Below are 24,471 nucleotides of genomic sequence, written 5' to 3' on the forward strand. Positions count from 1 at the left end.
AGAAGAAACTAAATTTTCGACAAAAAAACAGGTCCAAACCTACCGACCTGAACCTGTTTTTCCTCTGTGCCTTCTCTGCGCTACCGATGGCTATCGGGACTCAGCATGCCCTGCGGTTAAAAAATTACACCGCTTTAGCTGTTTCCATTTTATAGATAATATCCTCGTAGTCGAGTTTATTCCAGTTTTCTGTAATCAGCGGATCGGCCATGACTTTATCCATTATTGCTTTCTGCAGCTTTCCTTGGGCATAAGCCTCAGAATATCGCATATCTGTGAAAGTCACCATAGAATACAACGGAACCCAATCATTTGGATACAATTCATACAGTTTAGCCTCGATTTTTTTCCGAAGGATAAATTTTGGATCGGCAACAGAATCACTCATTTCTTCGAAATTCTCCATCGCCAATTGGCAGATAGCATCTGTATCTACTTTACGCTTTTTCTGGAATTTCTCAAAAACCAAATCCCAGGAATTTGTCCCGAACTTATCGATCAAACCATTCAAAATGGAGCAATCCTCGAAGCCACAATTCATGCCTTGACCATAGAAAGGAACCATCGCATGACTTGCATCTCCCATCAGCAAACTTGTGCCCTGAACCCATGGGAAACATTCCACATTAATCAACGCCGAAGTAGGGTTAGCAAAAAACTCCGTCATTAAGTTTGGCATCAACTGATATGCATCATCAAAGTAATTTGAGAACAAGATCTCCAGATCATGCTCGTCATTGATTTTGTCAAAACATACTTTGGTACCACTATGTGGTAAAAACAAAGTACAAGTAAACGTCTTATCAGGATTTGGAAGGGCAATTAGCATAAACTTGCCTCTTGGCCAAATATGCAAGGCATTTGGATCCATGGCGAATTCACCATCAGCAGTAGCCGGAATAGTTAATTCCTTGTATTCGTGCGTGATGTATTCCTGCTTGTAGTTGAAGCGGATTTGCTTTTGCATCGCTAATCTAAGCGATGAGTATGCGCCATCAGATCCAAATAAGACTGGAGCTTTAATCTTATCTTCTCCTGATGGTGTTTGGAATGTAATTTCTTGTGAATTGAAATTTACTTCGAGACATTTGTGCTCGAAGTGATAATTGGCACCAAGTTTTTCACCTTCTTCTACCAAGAGCTGGTTGAATTTTCCTCTAGAAAGCGAATATATTGCTTGGTTTTCTTTACCGTAGGAAATAAACCTAGTTACTCCATGTTCATCATGAACCTTGCGACCATACATAGGTATAGCCAAAGGCATCACTTTATCTTTCAATCCAACTTCCTCTAATGCCTTCCAACCGCGGTGACTAAGCGCCATATTGATGGATCTTTTGCCTTCCTCGAAGGTTGATTTACGTTTGTCAGGCCTCTTGTCGTAGACATCCACTTCTAAGCCTTGACGCTTCAGATATATCGCCATAAGGGATCCGATTAATCCGGCTCCTAATACGGTAACTTGGTTCTTTTCCATTTGGATTGTTTTATCCACGCTTCCTTTAAGCGAATTTCTTCAGAGAATGTTCCAAAATCTGTGCAAATCGGAACACGTCTAGGAAGCTGTTATAGAGCGGTGTAGGTGCCAAGCGGATCACATTTGGATTGCGCCAGTCGCCTACTACTCCGTATTTATACCATTCATCGAATACAGCCTTGCCTCCGCGATGAATGAGCAAAGATAACTGACAGCCTCTTTCCGCAGGATTTTTAGGAGTAATAATTTCCAAAACCCCTGAATTTCCACTGATTTCTTCGATTAAATAGGTTAAATATGCTGTCAGCTGTTCAGATTTTCTTCTCAAGTTTGCAATTCCTGCTTCCTGAAAAATATCCAAGGATGCCTGATGAACTGCCAAACCAATAATATCCGAATTGGAAAGCTGCCATCCGTCTGCTCCATGCATAGGGATAAATCCCTTTTCCATTTTGAAGCGCTGCTCCTGATCATGTCCCCACCAGCCAGCAAAACGATTCATATCTGGGCGCTCAGCAAAACGCTCATGGATAAATACCCCTGAAACGTTTCCTGGGCCTGAATTCATGTATTTATAACTGCACCAAGTAGCGAAATCCACATCCCAATCATGGAGGCTCAGAGGTGCGTTTCCCACTGCGTGAGCCAAGTCAAATCCCGCATAAGCTCCCACTTCATGGGCTGCCGCAGAAATGGCTTTCATGTCAAAAACCTGCCCGGTATAATATTGCAAACCCGACATATTCACCATCGCCAGGGAATCACCCTGATTTCTTATTTCTGCTAAAATATCCTCCGTACGAAGTGTATGCTCACCTTCTCGTGGTTTGAGCTCTACAATCACCTCTTCGGGTAAAAGACCATGAAATTTCACCTGAGTTTCCAGCATGTATTGATCGGAAGGAAAGGCCCCGGCTTCTACGATGATCTTATATCGTTCCTTAGTTGGCTGGTAAAATGAAACCATCAGCAAATGCAGGTTTACTGATAAGTTGTTCATAGCGACTACTTCATGCTCATGAGCTCCAACTATCTCCGCAAGTGCCGGTTTTGATTTTTGCTTAACAAACATCCAGGCATCTTCTCCATGAAAATGCCCATCCACTGCCATTTCAGCCCAGTTTACCAATTCTTTGCCTATGTAATCCTTAGCTGATTTGGGTTGTAAGCCCAGTGAATTTCCGCAGAGATAGATGGCATCTTTTCCATCTACTTTAGGAAAAAGAAACCTGTCCCTAAAATGTGAAAGAGAATCATTCTCATCCATTTCACGAGCAAATTCAGCTGAATATTGGTAATTCATTTTTGTAATATTTGGGTTGTAAACATGTAATAGATACTTGTGAAAATAGCAGGTAGTAACTTTTCAACTTTGCTACTTTCTAACCTTTCAACTGTAAAACTCTATTTCTCCATTACTGTTCCGCAGTTTTTGCAGGTAGTGTGATCAGGGTTTCCCCAAAACCTCTCTTGGACAGGTGGAAGCTGGGTAACGATGTTAGTTACTTCGAAAAATTCCTCATAGAGCTTTTCCCCGCAGTTTTCACAGTGCCAGATAAAACCATCCACTTCCCCAGCTCTCCTGTAGCGCTCAATCACCAAACCAATTGTATTTGCCGGACGACGGGGAGAGTGAGGTACTTTTGAAGGAAGTAGGAATATTTCACCTTCACGGATATGAATGTCCTTTGGCTTGCCGTCCTCGATTACTTTAAGGACAATATCGCCTTCAATCTGATAGAAGAATTCTTCCCCCTCGTTCGAATGATAGTCCTTTCGGGAATTTGGACCACCTACGACCATGACGATGAAGTCATCATTGCCTTTGTAAACTTGCTGATTTCCAATAGGGGGCTTGAGTAGATGTCTATTTTCATCTATCCATTTTTTGAAGTTGAAAGGTTGAGCTAAGGCCATATTGCTTATTTTTCAGGTGAGATTAAAAATCTATTTGATGATTACTATCATAGTAATGCACCCTAAAAGTATTAAAAAACATACGTTTTTTTGGCTTACTTTGCCTTAACCCCCAAAAATGATGAGCCTCCCCATAATCGATACACATTGTGATTTGCTGTCCTATCTGGCAAAAATTCCTAGTGCAAATCCTTACGAAAAAGGCGAAATCGCATGCGCTATTCCTTGGCTTCAAGAAGGAAATGTACGGATGCAGATTTTAGCCATCTACACAGACGTGAGGCCAGAAAGCATGAATTTGGCCAAGCGCCAAGCTCTGATTTTCTCTGAATTGTTGGAGAAGTATGACAGTGATTTAACATTTGCAGACGCAGGTTTTCTTCAAAACTGGGACAAGCAAAACTGTGTTGGGATAAAAGCTTCAGTCGAAAATGCGGCAGGGTTCGGTGATGAAGATGCGAGTTGGGAGGAAATCTACGGTCAGTTTGATTTTATTCTGGAACAGGTGAAATCTCTTGCCTACATCAGCTTGACACATCATACAGAAAATCGCTTTGGAGGCGGAAATTACACTGAAGGAATAGGGCTGAAGGATGACGGGAAAAAGCTGTTGGATTACATGGCGGGCAAAAGCATTCCAATTGATCTTTCACATACCTCGGATTTGCTTGCGGAGGGTATTTTGAACCATATCGATACTAATCAACTGGGTATTCCAGTAATTGCCAGTCACTCAAACTTCCGGGAAATCTGGAATCATCCAAGGAATCTTACCGATGAATTTGCAAAGGAAATCATTCATCGAGGAGGCATTATTGGAGTGAATTTCCTTCGAGCTTTTCTCGATCCAGAAGTGCCGGAGCGCCTATTTGACCATCTTTTCCATGGCTTCCAAATTGGGGGCGAAAAAGCCATCTGCTTTGGAGCAGATTATTTTTATACCATTGATTTTGGAGATCCATCACGTATTCCTTTCTATTTTCCTCTTGTGGAGAATGCTGGAAAATATCCTTCACTTCTCAAAAGTCTGGAAGATAAGTTGAGCCCGGAAGACTTGGAAGGCTTGGCCTATAGAAATGCGCTAGAATTCTATAGAAAAATGCAGTTATAATGTCCTCACATCATTTCGTCAAAGATAAACAGGAGCCAGCCGTGCTAATTCTGGAAGTGGATCAGGTTCGATTTGATCAAGTTTCCCCGTTGTTGGAATGGGTGCCGACGGTGCTTGTAAGCGAAAAGGCCCTAGATCAAGTACGGAGTTGGGGAATCAAAATAGATGTGATTTTAGCTTCAGAAGCATTCCAGAGAGAATATCAGCACTTGCTGGAAGAGCAATACCCTGTGAAATTTATCAAGACCTTGGATGAAGCCTACTTGCAAACGGGACTTGATTATTTGCTTTCCACAGAGCATAAAGCCGTTCATTTGGTGGGAATCTCTCATCTAAAAGCACTTGACTTACAAGACCAACTAGAGCAGATCAATCTGACAATTCTTGATGGAGATTGGAAATATTATCCTGTGAAATCGGGAGAATTCAAAAAATGGTTTGCGGAAAGCAGTATCCATATTCATGGCAAAGAAGGTATGCCCGTGCAGATTCAAAATGAAAACGGTGAATTGATCTTGCCCATCACCTATGCAACAATGATGGAAATTCCAGAGGGAATTACCACGATTAAAGCGCCGGGGATTTTTTGGGTCGGGGAGCAGGTTTATTCATGAACTTATGAAAAACTAAAGTTCCAATTACATAACAAAGTACATCCAGTGGATCCGAAGTGTAAGTAGATGATTTCAAGGGAAGCAGAACTTCAAACACAAGAGAGAAATACACTAAACCTACGATCACCTGCTTGGTGTCGAAGGTGAGTTCTCCCTGCTTCGGGTGCCACCACCTCATCAATTGCAAGCAAATCCCAAAAACTACGGGCATTGCCATTAAATCATCGCCATATGAATGGTAAAAAGGCACATAGATTCCAAGCGATTTTTCAAGGTATTGATTTGTCCAAAAAGCTAAGGAGGTGAATATGAAAATTGGATTTTTGAATATAATGCTCATCCAGGTAAGGCGGCTATTAGCCACATGATGAAAGTCATGATAGCCATGAATACGGTATAAAATAGGTTGCCTGATTTCTTAAAGAATTTTTTAATTTCTGAATCCTCTGGATTGATGTAAAACATCCAATCTTTTTCTTGTCGATCTTTTTCCTCTATGAATTTTGCCTTGCGCTCTAGTTCGATCGGAGATAGTAACTCTCCACAATGTTCACAGCGATCCTCGTAGTTGTTTGTCCAAGTTGACCATTCTCCACAATGGGGGCATTTCTTTTGGCTCATATTTCTACTAAAGTATTTGATACTCAAATTTAACGTCTTCCAAATGCCATTCTTTCTTTCCCATTCAAATCCCTCAAAACCTTTACCTCAGTGTACCCCAACTCATTCATCAATTCTGCGACTTGAATTCCGTACTTTTCATTGATTTCAAAATACAGTTTTCCTCCTGATTTTAGAAGGTGTTTTCCTTTTTTCGCGATGGTTCTGTAAAAAATCAGTGGATCTTCATTACTCACAAACAGAGCCAATCCAGGCTCAAAATCCAGCACATTGCGATGCATATCAGTTTTCTCCCGCTCAGGAATGTAGGGTGGATTGCTTACCAAAATATCCAGATCCGATACGTCTGGGGTTTGTTTTAGAATATCGCAGGTGGAGAAAGCCACTTTTGCTCCCAAAGCTTCAGCATTTTGAATAGCAATTTTCAATGCTTCTTCAGAAATATCCAATGCGTAAACTTCTGGATTATTCATCTCAAGCGCCAATGAAATAGGGATGCACCCCGTTCCCGTCCCTATGTCCAAAATTCTTAACCCAGCTTTCGGATTCTCTTTGATGATCAGATGCACTAGTTCCTCGGTTTCATTTCTTGGGATCAAAGTAGCTGCTGAGACAAAAAAATCTCTTCCGTAAAAGGGTCCTTTTCCCATTATATATTGAATAGGCTTGCCAGTCTTCAATCGCTCGAAATCACCAAAAAGCTGTTGTGGAAATGAAGAATCATCGGCCTCATCCAAAATCTGCGTTCTTCTCCATCCCAGATGATGCTCCAACAGCCAGCTCACCAATGATTCGGCCTCCTGCTTTTCATAGATAGAAAGTTCGGAAGCCCACGAGGAAATAAGCGCTTGAAAGGTGGACATGGATCTAGGGGGATTAGAAAATTAAAAGGCAAAGGTATCAAAACCATGAATCTATTTTAGAAGCTAAGATCAGCTGACTTTAATGCCCTTCTCAGCTAGTTTAAAAAATCTCATTCTGACAGACTCAGAAAGAAAAACTACCTTTGTGCAGAATTTATTTCTTATGAAGTTACACAACAATACCATCCGCGGAGTTCATACCGCACTTGCAGCCATTTTTGAAGAAGGTCAGTACGCTGATAAAGTAATAGAGCGCACGTTAAAGTCAAACCCAAAATGGGGTGCACGTGATCGATCTTTTATCGCAGAGACTACTTATGAGATGGTTCGTTGGTGGCGTCTTATAAACTATTTGAGCCCAAGCAAGGAGCCGTATGATCTTTTTGCGACATATTGGCTGATGCAGGGACATAGTCTTCCGCCTTGGGAAGAGTTCTCAAAAATCAATCCTGACAAGATTCAAGAAAAATACGAGAAACTGGATGATCCCGCTAAGTTGGAATCAGTTCCTGATTGGCTTTTTGAGCTAGGAAAAAAGGAATTGGGAGATAAATGGGAAGCAGAAATCCACAGTTTAAATCAGGAAGCTCAAGTGGTGTTACGTGTCAATACGTTGAAAATCACTCGTGAGCAGCTCAAAAACAGACTGGCCGAGGACAATATCCATACACATATCATCAAAGGTTATCCAGATGCGTTGATCTTGGATGAGCGTACCAATGTATTCCGTAACCCAGCTTTCAAAGAAGGAATGTTTGAAGTGCAGGATGCCTCTTCGCAACTGGTGGCTCAAGCATTAGCAGTTGAGCCAGGAATGCGAGTGATTGATGCCTGTGCTGGTGCAGGAGGAAAATCCCTTCATATCGCAGCTTTGATGCAGAATAAAGGAAAAGTTCTGTCTATGGACGTGGAGGAATGGAAACTACAGCAAACCAAGTTAAGAGCTCGTCGTGATGGTGTTGCGATTATCGAGCGAAAAGTGATTGAAGGCTCAAAAACGATCAAACGAATGAAAGAAACGGCTGATAGATTACTATTGGACGTTCCTTGTTCTGGACTTGGTGTACTTCGTAGAAATCCAGATACCAAATGGAAACTCAGCGAAGAGTCTATAGAGAAAGTACGTCAAACACAACAGGAAATCCTCCAAAGTTATCCATCCATGGTCAAGCCAGGAGGACAAATGGTCTATGCTACTTGCAGTATTTTGCCATCAGAAAACCAGGATCAAATCGCAAAATTTCTTGAAAGCGAAGCTGGCAAAGACTTTACATTGATCGAGGATCAGAAAGTGCTTGCTCAGGAAAGTGGCTTTGATGGATTCTACATCGCAAGACTACAGAAGAAGTAAGTTTTCGGACTACTTCACAGTCGCGTTAATGAATCTAAATACACACAAAATTCAGTTTCACACTATTAGTATTCTGCCCTCATATTTGGTTTAATCCAGAAATAGGAAGGTATTCCAAATTTATTTTGGAGGTGATTAGTTTGGCATTGAATTTTGTGTGTAACTTTGACGGGCAAATAGGGTTACCTCATACCAATATTTGCCATGAATACAAATTCAGATAAGTTCCTTTACGAAGCACTCACCTACGACGACGTGCTTTTAGTCCCAGGTTATTCAGAAGTCCTTCCACGCGACACGAATACCTCTACCCAACTCACCAAGAAAATCAGGTTAAACATTCCTTTGGTTTCCGCTGCTATGGACACGGTTACCGAAGCCGAATTGGCTATTGCCATAGCCCTTGAAGGTGGTCTAGGATTCGTTCACAAGAACATGACTATCGAGCAACAGGCTGCACAAGTGCGCAAAGTAAAGCGTTCTCAGGCAGGTATGATCCTTGATCCTATCACGCTTCATATCAGCGCCAAAGTGAAGGATGCCGAGTCTATCATGCGTGAATTCAGTATCGGTGGTATTCCAGTTGTTGATGAAAATAAAGTTTTAAAAGGAATCATCACCAACCGTGACCTTCGATTCATCAAAGATCAGGAGCGTCCTATTCGGGAGATCATGACGGTTGATAATTTGATCACTGCTAAGTCAGGCGTATCGCTAGAGCAGGCAGAAGAGATACTTCAGGAATATAAAATCGAGAAACTTCCAATAGTAGATGATGAAAACAAGCTAACAGGCTTGATTACATACAAGGATATTCTGAAAAGAAAAGACAAGCCAAATGCGTGTAAAGATGAGTTTGGAAGACTTCGTGTAGGAGCGGCAGTAGGTGTGACTGCGGATATTGTAGAGAGAGTTGAGGCATTGAAAAATGCAGGAGTCGACGTAGTTTCAATTGATACTGCTCATGGCCATTCTAAAGGAGTAATTGAAACTTGTAGAAAAATTAAAGATGCCTTCCCTGAGTTGGAAGTTATCGTTGGAAATATTGCTACACCTGAAGCGGCAATTGCTCTTGCCGATGCAGGCGCAGATGCTGTTAAAGTTGGCGTAGGTCCAGGGTCTATTTGCACAACTAGAATCATTGCAGGTGTAGGTGTTCCTCAATTATCAGCGGTATTTGAATGTTCCGAGGCTTTGAAAGGCCGTGGAGTTCCTGTCATCGCAGATGGTGGTATTCGGTATTCTGGTGATTTGGTGAAAGCTATCGCCGCAGGTGGAAGTTCGATTATGATTGGCTCTTTGCTAGCAGGAACAGAGGAAGCTCCGGGAGAAATGATCATTTTCCAAGGAAGAAAATTCAAGTCCTACCGAGGAATGGGCTCTTTGGAAGCGATGGAATCTGGTTCTAAAGACCGTTACTTCCAAGATGCTGAGGACAACATCAAAAAATTGGTTCCAGAAGGAATCGTGGGACGTGTTCCTTTCAAAGGGTTAGTTTCTGAAGTTCTTTACCAACTAGTTGGAGGGCTTCAGGCAGGTATGGGTTACTGCGGTACTCAGACTATCGAAGACCTCCAGAAGAACGGTAGGTTTGTGAAAATCACAGCTGCTGGTGTAAAAGAATCGCATCCACACGACGTATCTGTAACTCGAGAAGCTCCTAATTATAGCGTGAAAGGATAAAAAGCTATTTTATATAAAACAAGAAACCGGCAATCGTCGGTTTTTTGTTTTAGAGCGATTCAATTTGTCAATCTTCCAATTTTATAATCTTCTACTCTCAGGAGTTCACCTCAAAACTTACATCCCATTCTTCAACAACTTTTACCACAGTATTGAAATCTGGGTGAAGGGGGTTGATGAGAAGATTATGCTCGCTGGGATAGCTATTAAGAGGAATTCGACAGGATGGGATTTTCAGAACGGGAGAAATCATGCCTTTTGCCCAAGCTGTTCCAAACTCCTGAGTTGATTTTGGATGAGGCCTATTTTTCCAATCAGTAGGCAAAAGACCAGCCTCTAGTTCCGGTATTGGGGTTTGAATTTCAAGGAGGACTAACTTCCATTTACTCTGAGTAACCACGGCCCCTTTAATACTCAAAAGCTCGAGGAAATTAAGTGATGAGATACTGCATCCGTAGATAACAGGTGTACCATATTCATTCCACCTTCCAGCCCCTAGCCCGTATCCTAGTGAGCCTCTACCTCCTATATTTTCGATCAGCCTAAAATACTTCACAACCTATAGCATCGCTCCCCAAGACATCGCCTCCATCGCCTCATCCACGCGACCTATCCCATAAGGATTCTTCATAAGGGTAGCTGGCTTTTGATCGCCTAGGGAAATATTCTCAGTGTGAAGCCATTGGGAAAGCAACTCCTCCGAACCAAAGATCCTGACGCCTTTAGCGATCACTTGATCCATCTCTAGTATACTCTTAGTAAGTATTTTATTGAGTTTTTTGTCCTCTTTGCGCCAGCGTGAAAGCGTACTCGGGTCTACTTCCAGCATATCTGATACATCCTGCTGCGTAAAATCCAAAAAATCAAAAATCTCTCCTGTGTCCTGAAAAGTAACCGCCAAATCATAAACTGCGGCTGGCTCACTCGCCATAGAAATAGCCTCTTGGAAGAAATAATATGAATCATTACCCGTGTGTATGGTCTTAGCTCCCGCTTCACCAAACGATATTTTCCAAGTGTGTGTCATGGCTAATCATTTAACTCACACTAAGTTACTATTTTATATTGCAAATACAATATTCCCATATCGTATTTGCAATATTTTTATTCACTACTCTTTCAGAAGTTTTTTAATCTCATAATCCTGCAAATGGGCATTTAACCATCCCGCTTCAAGGTCAGCACCATATTTCCTATAAAAATTGATGGCAGGCTCATTCCAGTCGAGCACTTGCCACATCATTCCGGTGCAATTTTCTTCCAGCCCTTTCTTCATGATACGATCAAAAAGCAATTTCCCCGCTCCATTTCCCCGCTCCGACTGAGTTACGACCAGATCTTCCAGGTAAATCCTTTTTCCCTTCCAGGTGCTATATCTATAATAGTAAATCGCAAGGCCCACAATTTCTGATGTCTCATTTTTCATGCAAACAAACATCCCGAAAACAGGATTTTCACCAAATCCATCTTTTTCCATCATCGCAAGCGTATTGGTCACCTGCTCAGGGGCTTTCTCATAAAGTGCCAACTCATTTATTAATTCCAATGCACGAGATAAATCCTCGATTTTTCCTTCTCTTAGCGTATACATGTTCAAAGTTTATAAATCCGATTAATTTTGGGAAAGGCTAATTTAATCAAATCCGAGAAACAATGTTTTTAGCAATAGATGCCGGCAATTCAAATGTGGTTTTTGCGCTGTATGATGAAGCGAGTGAAAGTTGGAAAAATCATTTCCGAATCGATACACATTCCTCCAAGTTCGCGGCTCAACTTCATAAGAAAGTGCCCATGTATTTTTTGGAGCATGGAATCAGTCCTTCAGATATAAAGCAAATTGGCTTCAGCTCGGTTGTACCTGAGATCAATGAGCAGATTCTTCATTTCTGCGAAAACTACTTCGGTACTCAGCCTTACCTAATTTCTCCCGCAAGTTTTCAAAAGCTTCCTATAAAAAGCCTTCGGCCAAATGAAATCGGCACCGACTTGATGTGCAATGTGATGGCTGGATATTCGAAGGTTAGAAAAGCCTTAATCATAGTGGATTTTGGTACGGCACTCACGTTTACTGTGGTAAACGCGAAAGGAGAAATAATTGGTGTGAATATCGTCCCAGGACTGAAAACAGCACTAAACTCACTTTTTCAGAACACATCTAAACTCCCAGAAGTTGAATTGAAAATGCCAGCATCGGCACTGGGCCAAAATACCATCCATGCGATTCAGGCGGGGATTTTATATGGATATACAGGCTTGGTGAAGGGAATGCTGGAATCGATAGAAAATGAAACACAACAGAAATTTCAGATTATAGCTACTGGTGGGCTTTCTTCAGTTTTGACTCCGCTGACAGAAGTTTTTGAGGAAATCGATAGAAACTTGACGCTGGAAGGATTGCGATTGATTACTAAAGCCAATTCCTAAAGCACTTCGCTTCGCAAAATCAAATTAGGGTCTGGACAGATCTTCTGATATTTTTCCACTTCTCGCTGAGAGCAAACTCCTGGAAAATCACCCACATTTCCCATCATATCCCACATCAGCTGGAAATGCAAATGTGGAGGCCAATCACCATTTTCTGGAAATGGTCCTACGTGAGCGAGTAATTCACCTGTCTTCATTTCTTGACCTATTTCTATTCCATCGAGATCAGATAGAAAAAGATGCCCATAAAGGGAATAAAGTTTTTTTCCGCTTAAATAATGCTCAAGGATTATTGTAGCTCCATAATTCCCAAATCCAGCATTATCCTGAAAGCTGTGAATCTTACCGTCAAAGGGTGAAAAAACCGGTGCTCCGGCTTCAGTCCAGATATCCACGCCAAGATGAATATTTCTGAAATCAGCTTCTGCTGTCGCAAAAACAGTACTTCTACGGTAAATAGCCCTGTGCTCCAGATATCCACCTACTCCATATTTGCTGCCAGAGTTCTTGATTTGTTGAGATACATATTCGTCAAATGCGGCGGTATTTGACAAGTCTAAACTCTCCAAATCTGGGTTGCTGGGACTAAAGTCCAACTTGACCGTATTTTCCATACTCAATTTTTCGCCCATCACTGGGAAAAAATCAATATCATTCCAATTCATGCGGGAAGATAAAAAATCATCTTTGAGGTAAAGAGATATTTCTCTAATCTCTAAATCACTTTTCTCATATTCTCATTAATTTCAACCTATGCAAACCACTTTTCCTTCACTTTCTGATATTCAAGCTGCGCACGATCGCATACAGCCATTTATTCACAGAACACCCATCTTGAGTTCTTCTGCAATTAATGAAATCGCTGGCTGTGAGATTTTTTTCAAATGTGAAAACTTCCAGAAAGTAGGCGCATTCAAAGCTCGGGGTGCTGCAAATGCAGTAATGAAACTTTCCAAATCTCAGAAAGCAAAGGGCGTAGCTACTCATAGTAGTGGAAATCACGCTGCTGCATTGGCCAGAGCTGCTAAAGTTGCGGGAATTCCAGCATACATCGTCATGCCATCAAATGCTCCTGAGATCAAAAAGAAAGCCGTCAAGGGCTATGGTGGAGAAATCATTGAATGTGAACCAAATCTTAAGGCAAGAGAAACAACTTTGGAAAGTGTGGTGGAAAAAACCGGGGCTACTTTTATTCCTCCATACGACTTTATGGATGTAATCGAAGGTCAGGCTACCTGTGCCTTGGAGCTAATAGAAGATCAAGACAATTTAGATATCATCATGGCTCCGGTGGGAGGTGGTGGATTATTGGGTGGAACAGCCTTGACTGCTCATTATTTGAATTCAAACATTGAGGTAATCGCAGCCGAGCCTCAAGGGGCAGATGATGCGTTCCAGTCTTTTCATGCTGGCAAAATCATCCCACAAACTGGCCCCAACACGATTGCTGATGGCCTGTTGACCTCACTTGGGGTGTTGAATTACGAATTAATCAAGGAATATGTTTCTGATATTCTTTTGGCTACAGATCCTCAAATAATCGAAGCCATGCGCTTGATTTATGAGCGTATGAAAATCGTCATAGAACCTTCCTGCGCTGTTCCTTTGGCAGCTTTACTTGCCAATCAGGATAGATTCAGAGGTAAGCAAGTTGGAATTATTCTTTCAGGAGGAAATGTGGATTTGGGAAAGTTGCCATTTTAGAAATAACTAAATGCATGTCTGAAAGTACGCCATATAGATAAAACTTATAAACACTAGAGTTGAGGTACTTCGGTCTTCTGTCACCCGTCTTCCAACCAGATTGGCAAAGAAAATAAGGTTTCTTACATCTAAAAGAATAAGCAAAGGGTACTAATTCTTCCCCATCGCTTCGTAGATAATATCATGAATATCAGTTCTGATATTTTCGCGGAGTAGCTTTGTATTATTGGCGTCAGGATAGACTCTATTGGATAGGAAGACATAAATTAAATTATTCTCTGGATCAGCCCAGACACAAGTACCGGTGAAGCCAGTATGTCCAAAGGTAGATTTGGGGGCTAAATCCCCTGCTGATCCTCCACTTCCTGATGCGGTGTTCGGCTTGTCCCAGCCCCACCCTCTTCGGCTTTGACGTGATTGATTTTTAGTAAACTTCTTGATTGTCTCTTCGCTGATGAGATCTAAATTTCCATAGCTGCCACCATTGAGCATCATTTGCATCATGACTGCCAGATCATTGGCTTTGCCAAAAAGACCAGCATGACCTGCCACACCCCCAAACATCGCCGCTCCTGGATCATGAACATACCCTTGGATTTGTCTTTTTCTAAAAGTAATATCATTCTCAGTGGGAGCAATATTGTCTATTGGCATCTTCATAGCAGGATTGAAAGTCATCGTGCTTAGTCCCAAGGGAGCATAGAAGTTTTGATCCATAAAAGATTCCAAAGGCTGGTTTACTACTCGTTCTACCACCGCCTGCATCAAGTACATCGTGAGGTCAGAATACACATATTTGTGCTTGCTAGCTCCTCTCGGTATAGGTGTGATTTTGGATGATATAGTCCAATGCCAAATACTGTCTCGGAGCGCATCCATTCCATACATGTCGTTGGAAACAGGTCTTGTAAATCCTGGAGAAGATGCAGGCTTATAATAATCTCCACGCCATTGCCCAGCCTCCACTGTGCGGGCATAATAGGGAATAAATGCGACCAATCCTGCTTCATGGGCCATTACATCGCTCAGAATCATTTTTCCTTTGTTGGTTCCTTTGAGTTCTGGCAAATAATCTTGCAAGCTATTGCTCATATCAAGCTCACCCCGACTTTCCAAAAACATAACAGCTTGCGTCGTCGCTAGAACTTTTGTGATGGAGGCCAGATCATATACAGTTTCAGTGTTTACTGCTGGGCTAGACTTATATTCTAATTTGCCATAAGCTTTTTCAAAAACTACTTTTCCATCTTTCACAACCAATACGCTTGCCCCAGGAGTTGCTTGAATTCGAATTGCTTTTTCGGCAACGGCGTCTATTTTTTCTAATATTTTTCCATCCAGACCTACACTCTCAGGAGTTCCATAGGATAAACGATTACTTGGTGCCAAATATCCTCCGACACCTTGTGCAAATTGAGGGTTTACTGTCACAGGTAGAATTCCCTTGGCTGCTCTTGCGCCAAATAAAATCTGCGGAGCTAGCTTTTGAGTGATTTCATTATTTTCGTAGGCAAAAACTACATTTCCTAGACCCTGCAGTTGCTCAGAGGCATAAGCATTCCCGAAAAGGACAGTCACCACTTTTTGTCTTTTTGATAAATCTTTGATCAGCTGCACATCAGCCGGAGCCACACCAAACTTGCGTCTTGGACTATTCGTCACTCCCATCAAACCTACCACAACGACATCATAATCTTCCAACTGTTTCAAGGTATTGTTATGGGTAGTTTCGTTGGCAGCTTTTTCAATACTGAAATGTTCGAACTTGGTGTATTTGCTTAGGTATTTTTGAAATTCTTTCCCCTCGTCGCCTATGCTCAAGCTTGCAAATGATTTCAAATCCAAATTTTTGAAAGGAATTAAGTCGTCCTTATTCGTTGCAACTGTAAATGCATCGGCATAAAGGTTCTCTATGATGACATCAGTTTCTGGTGTATCCAGCCGATCTACTAAGCCAAATGTATTGATCGGTTTATAATTGTTTAAACCAGCCCAATACTTTGCTTTTAATATTTTCTTAACTCTTCTATCTATTTCGTTTTCAGAAATTCTTCCATCAGCAATTGCTTCTTTGATTAGCATTTTAGCTTTTGGCACATCTTGAGAATAAAGCAAAACATCATTTCCTGCCAATAAAGCCTTCAAATCTACTTCTCCTGGGGCATTTGCTACGGCCACTCCTTTCATGTTGAGTGCGTCTGTAAAAATCAATCCCTGGAAATTCATCCTGTTTTGGAGTAGGTCTGTCACTACTTTTTTAGAAAGACTGGTTGCGATGTTGCCCTCATCATCCAAACTTGGGACGTTCAAATGAGCAACCATAACAGACATCAAATTTTCTTTGAAAAGCTCTTGATATGGATACAAGTCCACATCCCAGATCTGATGCTCTGGATTCTTGATTACTGGCAAAGAATAATGACTATCCGCCTCTGTGTCACCATGACCCGGGAAATGCTTGGCATTGGCAATCACTCCATTGTCCTGAAGCCCTCTCATGTAGGAAACAGCATGCTGCGCAACCACCTCTTTTTCTCCTCCAAATGCGCGATATCCGATGACAGGATTATTTGGGTTTGAATTCACATCTACCACAGGGGCAAAATTGATATGCATTCCCAGCTCCTTGAACTGTCGAGCCATTTCTTTGCCCATATCATAAACCAACTTTTCATCTTGCACTGCTCCCAGAGTCATCGCCTTCGGAAAGTCAGGTACAGAATCCAGACGCATGCTGATACCCCATTCAGCATCCATTGCAATAAATAGAGGAGTTTTGGCTTGAGCCTGATAAAAATTGGTTAAGCGTGCCTGCCGATCTGGACCTCCCTGAAAAAAAATCAGTCCACCAAGGTTTTCAGATTTTATAAGTTCACTGATTTCATTTACGTGATCCTGGTCTTTATTCGAATAAGCTGCAACCATAAAAAGCTGCCCTAGACGCTCTTCAACGGTCAAACTATTAAACACAGAATCGACCCAAGTAAGTTGGGAAATTGGATCAAGTGAAATCAGTGGATCCTCTACTAATAATGATTCGTCGAGTTTTCCAGAGGAAAATGTAAGTCCAATAATCCCAATTGCTAAAACTCTCCAAAGCTTGCTGCTCATTCCAGGGTAAATTTTTAATCCTTAACTTTTAAAATAAATTTGTACATCGATTGATTCGATTTCCTTTTGGCTTTTGCAAACCAGCCAAGTTCCGTGGCTACTCTATTTACGGAGTTTGGAACTTATATAGTTGAAGATACTGAAAGATAAGGTAAGTTTTCGTCCTAAATGAGGTTAAAAACGGCATAAATTTGATATCTGGTCAATCTGCAGGAACTTATTTATCGAATGTACTTTTACCTAACGTAAGTCATACATTAAAATTCACAACCCAATGAAATTTCCATCTGTATTTCGAACAGCCGCTCCAATGAGATTTGATATCAAACCCAGATATTACGATCCTGTGCGAGAGGAAATTGAGCAAAGGACCTCCTTAATCAAAAGAGATCTGGAAGCTCAGGGCTTGTTGGATAAGGGAGATGTGACTTCTAGGGACATTGGTTCATATGGCGCAGGTATTCGTGGCTCTTTCGCTCAGCATAAAGGAATAAAAGAGCGAGACGGAGTAAATATGTTTGCCTCAACGGCCATGATCCGGACCTTTATTTTTCTTTTACTTCTCGGATCAATTTTTGGCTACGTTTATTTAGGCCCAGTCATATTTGAATATATGGCTTATGTGGTGGTTCTTGTAGCTGCTATCTATTTTTTCTTCAGGCTAAAACCCAAGAAGAAATATGAGTGATGTCATACAACTCCTTCCCGATGCGATAGCCAATCAAATCGCTGCTGGAGAAGTAGTTCAAAGACCGGCATCTGCACTGAAAGAACTTCTGGAGAATGCAGTAGACGCAGGCGCTACCCAAGTACAAGTGGTAGTAAAAGAGTCTGGAAAACAGCTAATCCAAGTAATTGACAACGGAAAAGGGATGTCTGCTACTGATGCGAGAATGAGTTTTGAGCGTCATGCCACCTCTAAAATCCGTAGTTCGAATGATCTTTTTTCTATCCGGACATTTGGATTTCGCGGAGAAGCGTTGGCGTCTATCGCTGCAGTAGCTCAGGTGGAGTTGAAAACCCGCCAAGCGGAATCCGAACTTGGGACTCTGATACAAATCGAAGGCTCTGAAGTAAAAAAACAGGAGCCATTTGCAGGGAATGTGGGGACATCAGTATCCATGAAAAATCTGTTTTACAACGTCCCTGCCCGTAGAAATTTCCTGAAATCAAATCCCGTAGAAATGCGTCACATCGTGGACGAATTTCAGCGGGTAGCGCTTTCTTATAATGAAATTGGCTTTTCACTTTTTCAGCAAGACCTCGAAGTATACAGCCTTACTCCTGGGAAACTCAGTCATAGAATAGTTGGACTTTTTGGTAAAAACTATCAAGGACAGCTGGTTCCTTGCGAGGAACTGACTCCGCATGTGAATGTGAAAGGCTACATAGGCAAGCCCGAAAATGCGAAGAAAACCCGGGGTGAGCAGTTTTTCTTTGTAAACAACCGATTTATCAAAAGCAGCTACTTGAATCACGCAGTAAGCTCAGCTTTTGAAGGACTATTGCAGTCTGATCAGCACCCCTTTTATGTGCTTTTTCTGGAAATAGATCCTTCGCACATTGATATAAATGTTCATCCTACCAAAACTGAGATCAAGTTTGATGATGAGCGCACCATCTATGCGGTGATCCGGTCTGCGGTAAAGCAAGCCTTAGGTGCTCATCACGTGGTTCCGTCGCTTGACTTTAGTTTGGATGTGAATTTCAATGAAAAGTGGGACAAAGATCCAGAGAAAAAGGCTCAAGTAGACCGGGAATACAGTTACAAATCCTTCAATACTCCTGAGTTTAAGCAGGCCAGCACCTCGGGTTGGGAAAGACTGTTTGAAGGAACTCAACAAGAAACCAGGGCTATAGACAGATCTGCTCCGTCTGAAGAAAGAGAAGTATTAACTTTTGAAAGCAAGGCAAAGCCTGACGAAGCCACTGAATTTATTCCAAGACCGACTAATACCGAGTCCACCGGAACCACTTTTCAGGTAGAGCTAAGTTATATAGTTGCCCAGATGTCAACCGGCTTCTTGATTATTGATCAGCAGACTGCTCATGAGCGGATTTTATATGAGCGCTATTTGGGCCAGCTCAAACTGGCTCAGGGCACATCACAGCAATGTCTTTTCCCTCCGACTGTCAACCTCGGGCCTTCAAATTATGCTTTGGTGATGGATATCATGCCGGAGCTTCACAGCCTCGGTTTTATGGTATCGGAGTTTGGCAAGGATACTGTCCTCATTCAAGGTGTCCCGGCAGATATTCAAGTCAAAAATGAAAAGGAGCTTTTCGAAGGGCTTCTAGAGCAATACAAGCATTTTAAAAGTGAGCTTTCGCTCGATACCAGAGAAAATCTTGCGCGTTCTTTGGCGCGAAAATCGTCTTTGAAAAAAGGACAAAAACTGAATTCACAAGAGATGGAAACGCTCGTTGGGCAGCTTTTTGCCTGCCAAAACCCAAATTATGGACTGGGTGGGAACAAAACCTTTGTGAAATTAGATTTAAGCAGTATTCATTCCTTCTTCGGCAAATAGCATGTTTAGAAATATTACACCTGTAGTCAAAAACCTACTTCTTATCAACGTGGTGCTGCTTATCGTATCGCGGTTTATCTTTCCACAGCTGAATGATTGGTTTGCACTTTACTACATACATAGCCCATATTTCCAGCCATTTCAGTTTCTGACGTACATGTTTATGCATGCAGATTTCTGGCATTTGTTCGGCAATATGTTTGGGTTGCTGATTTTTGGGCCCTTGCTTGAGCAGTTTTTAGGACCAAAGAAACTGTTGATTTTATGGATGGTTTGTGGTGTTGGTTCAGGGGTTCTATACTCAGGATATACAGCCTATAGAATGAATAATTTGGAAGCAAAAGTGGCTATGTTCCAAAATAACCCTGATCCGGATTCATTCAATAAGCTTGTTTTGGAAAACCGAGGTTTTTTCCAGCGCTCAGTATTCGATTTTGTGGATGATTACAGCCGTAATCCTGATGATCCAAATAAAATCAGTCAGGCAAAGCAAACGTTGGACGCGATTCTTGAGATTCAGGGAAATGTCCCAATGGTCGGTGCTTCAGGTGCCCTTTTCGGAGTTTTGATAGCATTTGCGATGCTTTTCCCCAATACTCAGCTATTTTTACTTTTCCCGCCGATTCCTATCAAGGCAAAATATATGGTGCTTTTCTATAGCCTTTATACCATATATAACGTATTTGTAAATAATCCGCTGGATAATGTAGCACACTTTGCCCACCTCAGCGGACTGGTGATTGGCGGTGTTTTGGTTTACTTCTGGAAAAAAGACAGAAACAGTTTTTATTAATTATGTACGGTAACTTTTGGGACAATCTTCGGAACGCATTTAAGCACAGCGACAACAGCCTTTTCAAGCTAATTGCCATCAATATCCTGGTGTTTTTCGTGGTGTTGATATTTCGGGTGTTTATGACGATTGGTGGACTGGGAGAATTGTATTCTACGGCGCTTTCCTACCTGATGATGCCTGCTTCACTGCCAAGATTAGCTACTCAGCCCTGGAGTATTTTCACGTATATGTTTTTGCACGAAGGGATATTCCACATTCTCTTCAACATGCTTTTTCTGTATTGGTTTGGTCAGTTGATCCATCAGTTTCTCGGAAGCCGGAAACTTGCCAATCTCTACATTCTTGGAGGTTTGACTGGAGCAATATTTTATGTGCTTATATATAATTTAGCTCCTTATTTTAGTCAGTCTGTTGATAGTTCTTTGATGCTTGGTGCCAGTGCTGGTGTCTTTGCTATTGTGGTAGGAGCTGCTACGCTTTCACCAAATACCACATTTTTTCTTCTTTTGCTCGGTCCTGTGAAGATCAAATACATCGCGATATTCTACGTGATTTTATCATTTGCTAATTCTGCTGGCGCAAATGCTGGAGGAGAATTAGCTCATCTGGGCGGTGCATTGCTTGGCTACCTATACATCGTTCAGCTGCGCAAAGGAATAGATTGGGGAGTTCCGGTACAGAAAGTTGGGATATTCTTTGAGGATCTTTTCTCCGGAAGAAAAAGCAATGTAAAAGTCTCTTATCGTAGCAAAGCCAAAACCTCCACAGGAGGAAATTTCTCATCTTTCAAGAAAGCGCCTAAATCCACGCCATCTCAAATTAGTTCTGATGAAGCTACTCAGGAAGAAATAGATAAGATTCTGGACAAAATCGCTGATCGAGGCTACGAAGCTTTGAATAAGGAAGAAAAGCGAAAGCTGTTTGAGTTTTCGAAAAAGTAAAATAAGTATCTAGTATCAAGTAGTTAGACATTAGATTTCTTGAGTCTAGATTCTTATGTCTTACGTCTTGATACTTGCTACTATCATCTACAATGGAAGCGCTAGCCCAACTCTAAACCCAACTTCTCGGGGATAAGGACTTTGGAATCGGAACTCTGTACTAAGACCTATAAAATCCGTCAGACGAACATAAGCTCCCACTCCCATATTTGCTCCTTTGGAATTTCGTTTTGTCCCAGCACTGTTGGGTTGTGTATCTACCCAAGTTTGACTGTATCCAGCCATAAAATAGAGTTGGGAAGGTCCATCAGAGACATAATAACGAAGGTCTGCACTGAAATTACTTTCTGACCCAACAGGTGGAAAAACAAAGGTGTAACTTGGCATGAGGGCGAATTTGTTTACAAAGAAGTATTCAATTCCTGCACCAGCACCGAAGTTTTGAAAGCGTAAGCCGTAGGTGCCAAAGCCATGAAACCTAGCATTTCCTTGTTCCTGGGTTTGGGCAAAAGCTACAAAAGGGAGCATCAAGCTGGCGCAAAAAATCAGTAAAGTCTTTTTCATAACAATTCAGGTTGACATAAAGATTAGAAATTAGCTGGGATTAGGAGATAAAGCAATCTCTTATTCCAAAACTCTGACTAATCTACCCAATCTCCCTGACTCATCCATTCCCTCGATTACTATTACCAGCCTTTTAGCCAAATCCGTGTTAAAAAACTCCAGGTTTGTTTCACCTTTTTCATCCAGAGTTACCAATGGATTCCAATACACTGTGGCTCTTTCATCTACCAAAGCATTTTCCACTGTTTTGGTATCATACTTTGGCAGGTAAAACTCTCTCGGAACAGCATATCCACCAAATCGGGTTACCAGACTTCCTTTTTCATTTGTAAATATCTCTCCACCGGTCTTGGTATAAACTGCGATTACGCCATTCGCTCCTTGGGCTCCGAAAATAGCAGCTTTTGCAGGGTCTTTGAATACATCCACACTTTTGACCATGCTTGGATTCACTTGCATCAGTGTGCCTGCGTCCACAGGCATATTGTCCAAAAGATAGAGCGGCTGTGTACCAGAAGTAACCGAACCCACTCCTCTGATAAGTACATTCACATCCAAACCAGAGACAAACACCTGAACACCAGCAACCCTGCCTTGTATCAACTGGAATACGTTTGTAAATGCAACAGCTCCTGGAATTTTTTCTGGGACAAGCGTTACATCGCCTGAACCATAAATTTTTTGAATTTCATCCTCCTCTTTCTGTAAAGTCGTCGATTCTACCGTCACTCCTTCTATATCCACTATTTCATCCTGACCGTTGATCATTTGATTCATCCTAAATCTAGACTCATAAGTGGCGGCAAGCTCCTCAGACCAAAGTGGACGATCGGAATATTTGCCCGGTATAGTAAAGAAGACAGGCTCAGGTAGTTCTAATTCTATATCCACGAAATTCTTAAGCCTATTGTCTTCAGCAGTAATGGTAATTGTGGCAGAATCCAGGTAATTCAAATCCTTAAGGATAAACCGGCCGTTTGGACCAAATTCCGATCTTACTATTTCAATTCCTTCACCGACTAATGCCGTCACCTTACCTCCGGATAAGCCTTTTTTGGTATCTTCTGTATCAGAGACTTGGCCTTCCACATTCAATCCTTGTTCTATGAAATTCTCGATTTTTGGAAAGGTAGAAGTCATCACATCTTCCCAACTAAACCGTCTCCAGCCATGTGTAAGCATTACCAAATCCAAGGATTCCTGGTTTTCTGGACTACTATCATCAAAGTACCGACCAGCTTGATAAATACCTCCTTGCAGGTCTGAAGAAAGTAATAAAGTTGAGAGAATATTGCTTCCCATATCCCTAAATGGATCCACCTGATCTGCATCTAAAACGGCTACCGAAAAGCTTCCGGTACTAGCTTCTCCTGAAAAAGAAGCACCAAGTCCAAGGTTGATTTTTTCTCGCTTCGCAATATTTCCGGATTGTGACAATTCAATATCGATCAGATCATCCTGTTGGAAGAAAAGCAATCGCTGAAGTAGCGGAGTTCCATCAGCACTTAGCACAGTGATTTCATTGATGCCGGATATGAGATTTTCCTTGGGAATTCTGACCCCCCAAGTGCCATTTGCTAAAACCCCTTTTATCATGTAATTAATAATGCCTCTGGTTTGGGATACCAATAAGAGATCTTTTATGTCAAGTTCACCTTGAATAAACACGGTCAAGTAAGCTACTGCAGGATTATTGATCACCTGCATGACTAAGCCGGATTCATCAATTTCAGGAAGATTTACCAAGACTTCCTGACCGGTTGTCTTTTCAAGGATTTTTGCCTGATGACTAGTGCCCGCAGGAGTAAATTCAAATTTGCCTAAGCCTGCAAAGTTACTTTCAAAGTTAACCTCACCACCAACGATACTCCCACTAATAGCTGCTGGAAGACCATCTGGATAGAGCGCCCGGAAGGCAAAGTTTGACTTCATGTCAATAACAGCGTGTCCTCCCTCCGGCAAAAACTGAATGTCTGCCAAGGTCAAACTATAGGGCAACCTTAATTTTTGGGTGACAGCATAATTCTCATTTTCCAGATAGGTCAACTCCACATGCTGGGACAAGTTCGCCTTTTCGGGTATGCTAAACGTAAAATTAACTTCCCCATCAGCATTTAAAATTACCTCCTGAGAGTATACTTCTTCGCCTTCAGCTAATGCTTTTACATCAATTGTCTTACTACTCAGCGGGTTTCCCTTGCTATCTACCGCAGCTAGATTTGCTTTATAGGTTACTTTTCCGTCTGAAGTACTTATACTTTCGTAAGCGATTTTCGGAAGAAATGAGCCTCCTGCACCGTCTATGACGTTCACTACGGAAGTGGAAAAGTACTCTTCTCCAAAATTACGCATCCAAGCTGTATATGCCTTGATCTGATATATTCCAGCTTTGCCAAAGGCAGGCAATACAAAATCCCCACTTCCTCTTCCTTTCTCCAGCCTCAAGACTTTTTGCTCTAACAGCAATCCCTCTCCATCAAATAGGTCCACATACAAGGTAGAACTGAGCGGGGAAGGAACTTGAGCGCTCCCAGCCGTAAGATATGCACTGAACCACAGGTCTTCACCCAGGGTATATGTGCTCTTATCTAAGTGTAAATAGGCCTTTTCTATGGGGAATTCTTTCTGATAGGTATCAAAAAAAGTCTGGATTTTAGGGATTATTTCATCTTGAGCAACTACTGGTTTCAAAAAGGAAAAACTAAGAAGTAGAGTCAGGACGACAATATGAATTTTCATATAATGAGAGTTGGCTTAGTCAAAAGA

At 41.7% G+C, this 24,471-nt stretch carries 23 protein-coding genes; 10 read left to right on the top strand and 13 right to left on the bottom strand.

What is annotated here, in order from left to right; genetic code table 11:
• Window positions 1-124: 124 nt before the first annotated feature.
• The 3 genes from ACPUEN_RS15180 to ACPUEN_RS15190 form a co-directional block, all read right to left on the bottom strand.
• Window positions 125-1,477, bottom strand: a complete 1,353-nt coding sequence (locus ACPUEN_RS15180; RefSeq protein ID WP_425636745.1) for an FAD-dependent oxidoreductase — start codon at window positions 1,475-1,477, stop codon at window positions 125-127.
• Window positions 1,478-1,502: 25 nt separating this feature from the next.
• Complete coding sequence (kynU, locus tag ACPUEN_RS15185; protein WP_425636746.1) at window positions 1,503-2,780, bottom strand: kynureninase; 1,278 nt, start codon at window positions 2,778-2,780, stop codon at window positions 1,503-1,505.
• Between the two features lie 101 nt (window positions 2,781-2,881).
• Window positions 2,882-3,394: a 3-hydroxyanthranilate 3,4-dioxygenase gene (locus tag ACPUEN_RS15190; protein ID WP_425636747.1), complete on the bottom strand. Its 513-nt coding sequence runs from the start codon at window positions 3,392-3,394 to the stop codon at window positions 2,882-2,884.
• Between the two features lie 118 nt (window positions 3,395-3,512).
• On the opposite strand from ACPUEN_RS15190, the gene ACPUEN_RS15195 reads away from it, so the two are divergent.
• Complete coding sequence (locus ACPUEN_RS15195) at window positions 3,513-4,505, top strand: dipeptidase (protein WP_425636748.1); 993 nt, start codon at window positions 3,513-3,515, stop codon at window positions 4,503-4,505.
• Window positions 4,505-5,119 carry a thiamine pyrophosphokinase gene (locus ACPUEN_RS15200; RefSeq protein ID WP_425636749.1) on the top strand — a complete coding sequence of 205 codons (615 nt, stop codon included), beginning with the start codon at window positions 4,505-4,507 and terminating at the stop codon, window positions 5,117-5,119. Before ACPUEN_RS15195 ends, ACPUEN_RS15200 begins: the two co-directional genes overlap by 1 nt.
• Here the strand turns inward: ACPUEN_RS15200 and ACPUEN_RS15205 are convergent.
• From ACPUEN_RS15205 to prmC, 3 genes are read right to left on the bottom strand one after another with little or no spacing between them, the layout of a single operon-like run.
• Window positions 5,073-5,459 (bottom strand): magnesium citrate secondary transporter, encoded by a 387-nt coding sequence (locus ACPUEN_RS15205; RefSeq protein ID WP_425636750.1) that lies wholly within the window; start codon window positions 5,457-5,459, stop codon window positions 5,073-5,075. The two genes, ACPUEN_RS15200 and ACPUEN_RS15205, sit on opposite strands and share 47 nt — an antisense overlap.
• The gene (locus ACPUEN_RS15210) at window positions 5,456-5,740 is read right to left on the bottom strand and encodes a class I tRNA ligase family protein (RefSeq protein ID WP_425636751.1); all 285 of its coding nucleotides are present in this window, start codon (window positions 5,738-5,740) and stop codon (window positions 5,456-5,458) included. The genes ACPUEN_RS15205 and ACPUEN_RS15210 overlap by 4 nt, the downstream gene beginning before the upstream one ends.
• A 29-nt stretch (window positions 5,741-5,769) precedes the next feature.
• Window positions 5,770-6,603 carry a peptide chain release factor N(5)-glutamine methyltransferase gene (gene prmC, locus ACPUEN_RS15215; protein ID WP_425636752.1) on the bottom strand — a complete coding sequence of 278 codons (834 nt, stop codon included), beginning with the start codon at window positions 6,601-6,603 and terminating at the stop codon, window positions 5,770-5,772.
• Between the two features lie 163 nt (window positions 6,604-6,766).
• Here prmC and ACPUEN_RS15220 point away from each other — a divergent pair, with 163 nt between their 5' ends.
• The gene (locus ACPUEN_RS15220) at window positions 6,767-7,954 is read left to right on the top strand and encodes an RsmB/NOP family class I SAM-dependent RNA methyltransferase (protein WP_111610097.1); all 1,188 of its coding nucleotides are present in this window, start codon (window positions 6,767-6,769) and stop codon (window positions 7,952-7,954) included.
• Window positions 7,955-8,158: 204 nt separating this feature from the next.
• The gene (gene guaB, locus ACPUEN_RS15225; RefSeq protein WP_111609710.1) at window positions 8,159-9,637 is read left to right on the top strand and encodes an IMP dehydrogenase; all 1,479 of its coding nucleotides are present in this window, start codon (window positions 8,159-8,161) and stop codon (window positions 9,635-9,637) included.
• A 97-nt stretch (window positions 9,638-9,734) separates the two neighbouring features.
• On the opposite strand, the gene ACPUEN_RS15230 is transcribed toward guaB, so the two are convergent.
• From ACPUEN_RS15230 to ACPUEN_RS15240, 3 genes are all read right to left on the bottom strand, one after another.
• On the bottom strand, window positions 9,735-10,193 hold the full coding sequence (locus tag ACPUEN_RS15230) for an RES family NAD+ phosphorylase (RefSeq protein WP_425636753.1): 459 nt from the start codon (window positions 10,191-10,193) through the stop codon (window positions 9,735-9,737).
• 3 nt (window positions 10,194-10,196) lie between these two features.
• Window positions 10,197-10,664: an antitoxin Xre/MbcA/ParS toxin-binding domain-containing protein gene (locus ACPUEN_RS15235; RefSeq protein ID WP_425636754.1), complete on the bottom strand. Its 468-nt coding sequence runs from the start codon at window positions 10,662-10,664 to the stop codon at window positions 10,197-10,199.
• An 84-nt stretch (window positions 10,665-10,748) separates the two neighbouring features.
• A complete protein-coding gene (locus ACPUEN_RS15240) occupies window positions 10,749-11,228 on the bottom strand; it encodes a GNAT family N-acetyltransferase (RefSeq protein WP_425636755.1) in 480 nt (159 codons plus the stop codon).
• Window positions 11,229-11,290: 62 nt separating this feature from the next.
• Between ACPUEN_RS15240 and ACPUEN_RS15245 the strand changes: the two genes are divergently transcribed.
• Window positions 11,291-12,061 (top strand): type III pantothenate kinase, encoded by a 771-nt coding sequence (locus tag ACPUEN_RS15245; RefSeq protein ID WP_425636756.1) that lies wholly within the window; start codon window positions 11,291-11,293, stop codon window positions 12,059-12,061.
• On the opposite strand, the gene ACPUEN_RS15250 is transcribed toward ACPUEN_RS15245, so the two are convergent.
• Window positions 12,058-12,726, bottom strand: a complete 669-nt coding sequence (locus ACPUEN_RS15250) for a peptidoglycan DD-metalloendopeptidase family protein (RefSeq protein WP_425636757.1) — start codon at window positions 12,724-12,726, stop codon at window positions 12,058-12,060. The two genes, ACPUEN_RS15245 and ACPUEN_RS15250, sit on opposite strands and share 4 nt — an antisense overlap.
• Before the next feature lie 88 nt (window positions 12,727-12,814).
• On the opposite strand from ACPUEN_RS15250, the gene ACPUEN_RS15255 reads away from it, so the two are divergent.
• On the top strand, window positions 12,815-13,765 hold the full coding sequence (locus tag ACPUEN_RS15255; RefSeq protein WP_425636758.1) for a pyridoxal-phosphate dependent enzyme: 951 nt from the start codon (window positions 12,815-12,817) through the stop codon (window positions 13,763-13,765).
• 150 nt (window positions 13,766-13,915) lie between these two features.
• Here the strand turns inward: ACPUEN_RS15255 and ACPUEN_RS15260 are convergent, their stop codons facing one another.
• Window positions 13,916-16,876 carry a glycoside hydrolase family 3 N-terminal domain-containing protein gene (locus tag ACPUEN_RS15260; protein WP_425636759.1) on the bottom strand — a complete coding sequence of 987 codons (2,961 nt, stop codon included), beginning with the start codon at window positions 16,874-16,876 and terminating at the stop codon, window positions 13,916-13,918.
• Between the two features lie 274 nt (window positions 16,877-17,150).
• Here ACPUEN_RS15260 and ACPUEN_RS15265 point away from each other — a divergent pair, with 274 nt between their 5' ends.
• The 4 genes from ACPUEN_RS15265 to ACPUEN_RS15280 are packed head-to-tail and all read left to right on the top strand — an operon-like array spanning window position 17,151 to window position 21,141.
• Complete coding sequence (locus tag ACPUEN_RS15265) at window positions 17,151-17,564, top strand: hypothetical protein (RefSeq protein ID WP_425636760.1); 414 nt, start codon at window positions 17,151-17,153, stop codon at window positions 17,562-17,564.
• The gene (gene mutL, locus ACPUEN_RS15270; protein ID WP_425636761.1) at window positions 17,557-19,404 is read left to right on the top strand and encodes a DNA mismatch repair endonuclease MutL; all 1,848 of its coding nucleotides are present in this window, start codon (window positions 17,557-17,559) and stop codon (window positions 19,402-19,404) included. The genes ACPUEN_RS15265 and mutL overlap by 8 nt, the downstream gene beginning before the upstream one ends.
• 1 nt (window position 19,405) lies before the next feature.
• Window positions 19,406-20,197 carry a rhomboid family intramembrane serine protease gene (locus ACPUEN_RS15275; protein ID WP_111609720.1) on the top strand — a complete coding sequence of 264 codons (792 nt, stop codon included), beginning with the start codon at window positions 19,406-19,408 and terminating at the stop codon, window positions 20,195-20,197.
• Window positions 20,198-20,199: 2 nt separating this feature from the next.
• Window positions 20,200-21,141: a rhomboid family intramembrane serine protease gene (locus ACPUEN_RS15280; protein WP_425636762.1), complete on the top strand. Its 942-nt coding sequence runs from the start codon at window positions 20,200-20,202 to the stop codon at window positions 21,139-21,141.
• 87 nt (window positions 21,142-21,228) lie between these two features.
• On the opposite strand, the gene ACPUEN_RS15285 is transcribed toward ACPUEN_RS15280, so the two are convergent.
• Together ACPUEN_RS15285 and ACPUEN_RS15290 are read right to left on the bottom strand one after the other, a co-directional pair.
• Window positions 21,229-21,705, bottom strand: coding sequence for a hypothetical protein (locus tag ACPUEN_RS15285; protein ID WP_425636763.1), 477 nt, complete (start codon window positions 21,703-21,705; stop codon window positions 21,229-21,231).
• Between the two features lie 60 nt (window positions 21,706-21,765).
• Window positions 21,766-24,444, bottom strand: a complete 2,679-nt coding sequence (locus ACPUEN_RS15290) for a TonB-dependent receptor plug domain-containing protein (RefSeq protein WP_425636764.1) — start codon at window positions 24,442-24,444, stop codon at window positions 21,766-21,768.
• Window positions 24,445-24,471 lie beyond the last annotated feature (27 nt).

This window comes from Algoriphagus yeomjeoni (assembly GCF_049821175.1).
In the GTDB taxonomy this organism is placed as follows: Bacteria; Bacteroidota; Bacteroidia; order Cytophagales; family Cyclobacteriaceae; genus Algoriphagus; species Algoriphagus yeomjeoni_A.

Excerpts from the sequence above, each read along its gene's own strand:
- ACPUEN_RS15250 (WP_425636757.1), bottom strand. The coding sequence starts at position 12,726 with ATGAATTGGAATGATATTGATTTTTTCCCAGTGATGGGCGAAAAATTG.
- kynU (WP_425636746.1), bottom strand. The coding sequence starts at position 2,780 with ATGAATTACCAATATTCAGCTGAATTTGCTCGTGAAATGGATGAGAAT.
- guaB (WP_111609710.1), top strand. The coding sequence starts at position 8,159 with ATGAATACAAATTCAGATAAGTTCCTTTACGAAGCACTCACCTACGAC.
- ACPUEN_RS15265 (WP_425636760.1), top strand. The coding sequence starts at position 17,151 with ATGAAATTTCCATCTGTATTTCGAACAGCCGCTCCAATGAGATTTGAT.
- ACPUEN_RS15190 (WP_425636747.1), bottom strand. The coding sequence starts at position 3,394 with ATGGCCTTAGCTCAACCTTTCAACTTCAAAAAATGGATAGATGAAAAT.
- ACPUEN_RS15285 (WP_425636763.1), bottom strand. The coding sequence starts at position 21,705 with ATGAAAAAGACTTTACTGATTTTTTGCGCCAGCTTGATGCTCCCTTTT.
- ACPUEN_RS15195 (WP_425636748.1), top strand. The coding sequence starts at position 3,513 with ATGATGAGCCTCCCCATAATCGATACACATTGTGATTTGCTGTCCTAT.
- ACPUEN_RS15245 (WP_425636756.1), top strand. The coding sequence starts at position 11,291 with ATGTTTTTAGCAATAGATGCCGGCAATTCAAATGTGGTTTTTGCGCTG.
- ACPUEN_RS15255 (WP_425636758.1), top strand. The coding sequence starts at position 12,815 with ATGCAAACCACTTTTCCTTCACTTTCTGATATTCAAGCTGCGCACGAT.
- ACPUEN_RS15180 (WP_425636745.1), bottom strand. The coding sequence starts at position 1,477 with ATGGAAAAGAACCAAGTTACCGTATTAGGAGCCGGATTAATCGGATCC.
- ACPUEN_RS15275 (WP_111609720.1), top strand. The coding sequence starts at position 19,406 with ATGTTTAGAAATATTACACCTGTAGTCAAAAACCTACTTCTTATCAAC.
- prmC (WP_425636752.1), bottom strand. The coding sequence starts at position 6,603 with ATGTCCACCTTTCAAGCGCTTATTTCCTCGTGGGCTTCCGAACTTTCT.
- ACPUEN_RS15200 (WP_425636749.1), top strand. The coding sequence starts at position 4,505 with ATGTCCTCACATCATTTCGTCAAAGATAAACAGGAGCCAGCCGTGCTA.
- ACPUEN_RS15235 (WP_425636754.1), bottom strand. The coding sequence starts at position 10,664 with ATGACACACACTTGGAAAATATCGTTTGGTGAAGCGGGAGCTAAGACC.
- ACPUEN_RS15240 (WP_425636755.1), bottom strand. The coding sequence starts at position 11,228 with ATGTATACGCTAAGAGAAGGAAAAATCGAGGATTTATCTCGTGCATTG.
- ACPUEN_RS15280 (WP_425636762.1), top strand. The coding sequence starts at position 20,200 with ATGTACGGTAACTTTTGGGACAATCTTCGGAACGCATTTAAGCACAGC.
- ACPUEN_RS15210 (WP_425636751.1), bottom strand. The coding sequence starts at position 5,740 with ATGAGCCAAAAGAAATGCCCCCATTGTGGAGAATGGTCAACTTGGACA.
- ACPUEN_RS15260 (WP_425636759.1), bottom strand. The coding sequence starts at position 16,876 with ATGAGCAGCAAGCTTTGGAGAGTTTTAGCAATTGGGATTATTGGACTT.
- mutL (WP_425636761.1), top strand. The coding sequence starts at position 17,557 with ATGAGTGATGTCATACAACTCCTTCCCGATGCGATAGCCAATCAAATC.
- ACPUEN_RS15290 (WP_425636764.1), bottom strand. The coding sequence starts at position 24,444 with ATGAAAATTCATATTGTCGTCCTGACTCTACTTCTTAGTTTTTCCTTT.
- ACPUEN_RS15205 (WP_425636750.1), bottom strand. The coding sequence starts at position 5,459 with ATGAGCATTATATTCAAAAATCCAATTTTCATATTCACCTCCTTAGCT.
- ACPUEN_RS15220 (WP_111610097.1), top strand. The coding sequence starts at position 6,767 with ATGAAGTTACACAACAATACCATCCGCGGAGTTCATACCGCACTTGCA.